Genomic DNA, 5,457 nt, shown 5'->3' with positions numbered 1-5,457 from the left:
CCCCCGATGAGGGAGTGCCAGCCACCGAGTGTATCGACTGGCTCACCGCTATCGGGGGCAAGCCCCCTCCCACCTTGTTCACCGCGTTCTGTCAGTCAGTGATCACCACTCGGCAAAACTGCCGTCGGCATGGCGCCAGATCGGGTTGCGCCAGCGGTGGCCGATGGCGGCGCGTTCGATCACGTATTCCTCGTTGATCTCAATGCCCAGGCCCGGCCCGTTAGGGATCTTCACAAAGCCCTGGTCATAGTCGAACACGCCGGGGTCGCGCACGTAGTCGAGCAGGTCGTTGCTCTCGTTGTAGTGAATGCCCAGGCTTTGCTCCTGGATAAACGCGTTGTAGCAAACCGCGTCCAATTGCAGGCAGGCCGCCAAGGCAATCGGGCCCAGCGGGCAGTGCAGGGCCAGGGCCACATCGTAGGCTTCGGCCATGTTGGCGATCTTGCGGGTTTCGGTGATGCCACCGGCGTGGGAGGCGTCCGGCTGGATGATGTCGACGTAGCCTTCGCTGAGCACGCGCTTGAAATCCCAGCGCGAGAACAGGCGCTCGCCCAGGGCGATCGGCGTGCTGGTCAGCGGCGCCAGCTCTTTCAGCGCTTCATAGTTTTCGCTGAGCACCGGCTCTTCGATAAACATCAGTTTGTACGGGTCCAGCTCTTTCATCAGCACCTTGGCCATGGGCTTGTGCACCCGGCCATGGAAGTCGACGCCGATGCCGACGTTCGGGCCAACCGCATCGCGCACGGCCGCGACGTTGGCCAGGGCCAGGTCGACTTTCTCAAAGCTGTCGACGAATTGCAGCTCTTCGGTGCCGTTCATTTTCACCGCGGTAAAGCCACGCGCGACGGCCTCCTTGGCGGCGCGGGCGGTGTCGGCGGGGCGGTCGCCGCCGATCCACGAATACACGCGGATCTTGTCACGCACCTGGCCACCCAGCAGGTCGCTGACCGACACGCCCAGGGCCTTGCCTTTGATGTCCCACAGCGCCTGGTCGATGCCCGCGAGGGCGCTCATGTGCACCGCACCGCCACGGTAGAAGCCGCCGCGATAGAGCACGGTCCAGATGTCTTCGATATTGCGGGGGTCTTTGCCGATCAGGTAGTCGGACAGTTCCTCGACCGCAGCCGCCACGGTGTGGGCGCGGCCCTCGACCACGGGCTCGCCCCAGCCGGTCACGCCCTGGTCGGTCTCGACCTTGAGGAAGCACCAGCGCGGCGGAACGATGAAGGTCGTCAATTTGGTGATTTTCATCTTCTTATCTCTCTTATCGATGCAGCGCCCAGGGCGCACAGCTTGCGTTCTTTTCAGCGCATCAGTTCAGCGCGTTCCAGGCCGCGACGTAGGCCTGGGCACTGTTCGCCACCTGGTCCACCGACATGCCCGGCTTGAACAACCCGGAACCCAGGCCGAAACCCTTGGCGCCCGCGTCGAAATACATTTGCATGTTGCTTGGCGTCACGCCGCCTACCGGCAGCAGCAACGTACCCGCCGGCAATACCGCCAGCCACGCCTTGATCACCGCCGGGCCCATTTGCTCGGCCGGGAACAGCTTCAACACATCCGCGCCTTCGGCCAGTGCCGCGAACGCCTCGGTCGGCGTGGCCACACCCGGCGACAGGTACAAACCCGCGGCTTTCGCGGCGCGCAGCACCTTGGCGTCGCTGTGGGGCATGACGATCACTTGGCCGCCGGCCGCCTTTACCTGCTCGACCTGCTCCGGCGTCAACACCGTGCCGGCGCCGATCAGGCAATCGGCGGGCAAGGTGTCGCGCAGGGTGCGGATGCTGGTGTAGGGGTCAGGCGAATTCAGCGGGACTTCGATCACACGAAAGCCGGCCTGGTACAACACTTGGCCGACCGCCTCGGCTTCATCTGGCGTTACGCCACGCAGGATCGCGATCAAACCGTTTTGTGCGAGTGCTTGCTTGAGCATGTCAGGCCTCCGTTGCACGTTGAATGAGCCCAGCCGCCAGCGCCAATTGCCACAGGCCGCGCTCGGTGGCTTCCTGCGCCAGGCTGACCTGGGCAAAACCGCACAGGGCGAGGGCACGTTGATAGCGGGCGCAGAGGGCGGCGGCGCCGACCAGGATGATCGGCGGGTGTTTTGCGTGGTCCAGGCCGGCGAGTTCATGGCCAATCAGCAGGCCGGACAGGTAATCGGGCTGTTGCTCGGGCGCAAGTTCGGCGGTGAGCCCCAGGGTGCGCGCGCTGAACAGCGTCGACAGCACGCCGCGCTGGCCGTCCTTTGACAGGGCCACCTGCACCCCGCGATCAAATGCCTCGGCCTGGAACTGCTCAGTAGCCTTTTGAGTACGCCCGAGGATGCTGTGCTTGCTCAACACCGCAAACACTTCGCCGGTCATGAACGTATCGAAATGGGTGATGCGGCCTTCAACCACGTCGACCCATTTGGAATGGCTGCCCGGCAGGCCGATCACGACTTCAGCGCTGGCGGGCAGGCTTTGCAGCACGCCCAGCACTTGGGTTTCTTCGCCGCGCATCACATTGGGCAAGCCGACCTGTTCGATCACGCCGGGCACAATGTGCACGTCCACCCCGCGCAGGCTACGCACGGTGTGCAGCGCCTTGCCCAGGCTGGCAACGTCGACCGGGGTATTGCGGTAGGCCGCTTCACTCCAGCCCTGGGCGCTGCCGACCATGCCGCAGGCGATCACCGGCAGGTGCGGCTCGGCGTCGAGCCAGTCGCCGCACGCCGCATCGAACGCCAACTCGAAGCCATCGCTGCAAGGTACACCGGCAATCTCCCGCGGCTCGCTGGGCAGGTGCATGATGCCCGACGCCAGCGCGCGCTGGTCCAGCACCACGCCGCCCGGGCCGAGTTTGTAAGCACGAAGGGAGCTGGTCCCCCAGTCGAGCGCGATCAATTGCGCCTGCATCGCTTCACCTGAAATGAGTGGGTGCTGAAAAAAGCAGATGGGCGAATATAAACCTATGGCTGGCGATATCTCAATATATAAATAACAGTCCCATATAGTGGGAGATATCCATAAAAAGCCCACCCCCTTGTCAAGGTGGTGGGCTATCGCTTCAAGTTGTGCTTAAAAAATAGACAAGTCCAGCTCGCGCATAGCCCCCATCCAGATCGCGTAGTCGGTGTGATCCTTCAGGTCGTCGCCGGTATCGGGGTGCAGGAACACCACCAAACCATTGCGATTGAGCGCCAGCCACGGCAACACCACGCCGATGTATTCGGCGTCGAACGCCAGCTGGCAGCTCCAGTCGGGGTGCGGGCCCACCGGCCGTTCATGCACGCGGCCCATGCGCAGCGGGAACAGTTTTGCGCCGTCCTCGCACAAGGTGCGCGCCTGGTCGATGGTGGTGGCGTCAAAGTAGATATGGGCGTGGTAGCCCTTGATACGTTGCATGTCGGACTCCGGATCCACTGTGCGCCAAATCCTAGACCGCAATCGATGGCAGGGCCAGCCCGGTCAGTGACTGCGCGCTGCTGGCCTGCTCGGCCAGCAGCCAGTCGACAAACCGCTCGACCAACTGCCCCCGGCGCTTGCGCTGCGGCTGCACCACGTAATAGCCGAAGCGCGAGACCACTGTGTCGTTGATCGGCCGGCACAGCCAGTTCTGTTCCAGCAGGTTATCCACCAAATGGCGCCAGCCGATCGCCACGCCCTGGCCGGCAATCGCGGCCTGGATCAGCAGGGTGTAATTGTCGAAACGCAGTTGGCCGGGCGTGGGCGTGGCGTTGATCCCCAGCTCGCGAAACACGCCGCTCCAGTCGAACCACTGGCTGTTGTTTTCCTGGCGCAGGTGCAGCAGCGGCACATCCTGCAAGTTCTGCAGGCTCAGCGGCGTGGCCTGGCCCTTGAGCCACTGCGGGCTGCACACCGGAAACACTTCCTCGTTGAACAGCCACAGGCTGTCGCCCTGCTTGAAGCGGCCATCGCCGAACAACACCGCCACGTCGATATCGCTGCGCAAGGTTGCGTGGTTGCGCTCACTGGTCACCAGGCTCACGTCCACTTGAGGGTTGGCGGCGTGGAAGCGGTGCAAACGCGGCATCAGCCAGTAGGCGGCGAAGGCGAAGTCGGTGGCCACTTGCAGGACTTCGTGCTGGTCCTGCTGGGTGATTTCGCTCAGGCCCTGGTTGATGGCCTGCAAGCCGCCCTGGACGTGCTCGAACAGCAGCGCGCCGGCGTCGGTCAGCTCGATACCCCGGTAGATGCGATCAAACAGGCGGATCGCCAGCTGCTCTTCGAGGCGCTTGATCTGTTGGCTGATGGCGGGCTGGGTGGTGCCCAGCTCCATCGCCGCAGCCGTAAAGCTGCGATGACGCGCCGCAGCTTCGAACGCGCGCAGCAGGTCGAGGGACAAATCGCCAAGGGCTTCATACATAAGCTGTGCTTATCCTAGACATTGCTTTTCATGGGCTTTACCCCATTTTCCATGGGCCGCATGCTCATTCGCATAAACACCGCCTATGGAATGCCGAAGACTCATGAAGCGCAAGAACATTCTTTTCATCATGGCCGATCAAATGGCCGCGCCGATGCTTCCGTTCTACGGACCTTCCCCGATCAAGTTGCCCAACCTGAGCCGCCTCGCCGCACAGGGCGTGGTGTTCGACGCCGCCTACTGCAACAGCCCGCTGTGCGCGCCGTCGCGTTTTACCCTGGTCAGCGGCCAATTGCCGAGCAAGATCGGCGCCTACGACAACGCGGCGGATTTCCCCGCCGATGTGCCGACGTATGCCCACTACCTGCGTCGCCTCGGCTACCGCACTGCGCTGTCGGGCAAGATGCATTTCTGTGGCCCCGACCAGTTGCACGGCTTCGAGGAACGCCTGACCAGCGACATCTACCCCGCGGACTATGGCTGGGCGGTGAACTGGGACGAGCCGGACGTCCGCCCCACCTGGTTCCACAACATGTCCTCGGTACTGCAGGCCGGCCCGTGCGTGCGCACCAACCAGCTGGATTTCGACGAAGAAGTGGTGTTCAAGGCCCAGCAATACCTGTTCGACCATATCCGCGAAGACGGCGACCAGCCGTTCTGCCTCACCGTCTCGATGACTCACCCACACGACCCGTACACCATTCCCAAGCCGTTCTGGGACCTGTACGACGACAGCGACATCCCCTTGCCTACGACGCCGCCCCAGGCTGATCTGGACCCACATTCACAACGCCTGCTCAAGGTCTACGACCTGTGGGACAAACCGCTGCCTGTGGATAAGATCCGCGATGCGCGGCGTGCCTACTTCGGCGCGTGCAGCTACATCGACAGCAACGTCGGCAAGCTCCTGCAAACCCTCGAAGACACCGGCCTGGCCGACGACACCGTCATTATTTTCTCCGGCGACCACGGCGACATGCTCGGCGAGCGCGGGCTCTGGTACAAAATGCACTGGTTTGAAATGGCCGCCCGCGTGCCGCTGCTGGTCAGCGCGCCGGGGCAGTTTGCGCCGGGGCGCGTGTCCGAGGC

Annotated in this window: 6 protein-coding genes; 1 reads left to right on the top strand and 5 read right to left on the bottom strand. The window is 63.3% G+C overall.

Annotated features, from left to right (window positions below):
* Nucleotides 1-102 precede the first annotated feature (102 nt).
* From dgoD to WBR57_RS28290, 5 genes are all read right to left on the bottom strand, one after another.
* Complete coding sequence (gene dgoD, locus WBR57_RS28310) at nt 103-1,251, bottom strand: galactonate dehydratase (RefSeq protein WP_003170741.1); 1,149 nt, start codon at nt 1,249-1,251, stop codon at nt 103-105.
* A 61-nt stretch (nt 1,252-1,312) separates the two neighbouring features.
* Complete coding sequence (locus WBR57_RS28305) at nt 1,313-1,933, bottom strand: 2-dehydro-3-deoxy-6-phosphogalactonate aldolase (protein WP_424088570.1); 621 nt, start codon at nt 1,931-1,933, stop codon at nt 1,313-1,315.
* A gap of 1 nt (nt 1,934) precedes the next feature.
* On the bottom strand, nt 1,935-2,897 hold the full coding sequence (locus WBR57_RS28300) for a 2-dehydro-3-deoxygalactonokinase (protein ID WP_424088568.1): 963 nt from the start codon (nt 2,895-2,897) through the stop codon (nt 1,935-1,937).
* Between the two features lie 162 nt (nt 2,898-3,059).
* The gene (locus WBR57_RS28295) at nt 3,060-3,386 is read right to left on the bottom strand and encodes a DOPA 4,5-dioxygenase family protein (RefSeq protein ID WP_424088566.1); all 327 of its coding nucleotides are present in this window, start codon (nt 3,384-3,386) and stop codon (nt 3,060-3,062) included.
* Nucleotides 3,387-3,417: 31 nt separating this feature from the next.
* Nucleotides 3,418-4,368, bottom strand: coding sequence for a choline sulfate utilization transcriptional regulator (locus WBR57_RS28290; protein ID WP_424088564.1), 951 nt, complete (start codon nt 4,366-4,368; stop codon nt 3,418-3,420).
* Nucleotides 4,369-4,471: 103 nt separating this feature from the next.
* Between WBR57_RS28290 and betC the strand changes: the two genes are divergently transcribed.
* On the top strand, nt 4,472-5,457 hold a 986-nt coding region (gene betC / locus WBR57_RS28285; RefSeq protein ID WP_424088562.1), incomplete at its 3' end, for a choline-sulfatase.

Origin of the sequence: Pseudomonas sp., from assembly GCF_049590575.1 — a bacterium.
In the GTDB taxonomy this organism is placed as follows: domain Bacteria; phylum Pseudomonadota; class Gammaproteobacteria; order Pseudomonadales; family Pseudomonadaceae; genus Aquipseudomonas.
The sequence above is the reverse complement of the archived record's forward strand: the minus strand, read 5'-3'. Positions and strand labels throughout refer to the sequence as shown.

Bases quoted from the DNA above. Each gene is read 5' to 3' on its own strand.
- dgoD (WP_003170741.1), bottom strand. From the start codon at position 1,251: ATGAAAATCACCAAATTGACGACCTTCATCGTTCCGCCGCGCTGGTGC.
- WBR57_RS28305 (WP_424088570.1), bottom strand. From the start codon at position 1,933: ATGCTCAAGCAAGCACTCGCACAAAACGGTTTGATCGCGATCCTGCGT.
- WBR57_RS28300 (WP_424088568.1), bottom strand. From the start codon at position 2,897: ATGCAGGCGCAATTGATCGCGCTCGACTGGGGGACCAGCTCCCTTCGT.
- WBR57_RS28295 (WP_424088566.1), bottom strand. From the start codon at position 3,386: ATGCAACGTATCAAGGGCTACCACGCCCATATCTACTTTGACGCCACC.
- WBR57_RS28290 (WP_424088564.1), bottom strand. From the start codon at position 4,368: ATGTATGAAGCCCTTGGCGATTTGTCCCTCGACCTGCTGCGCGCGTTC.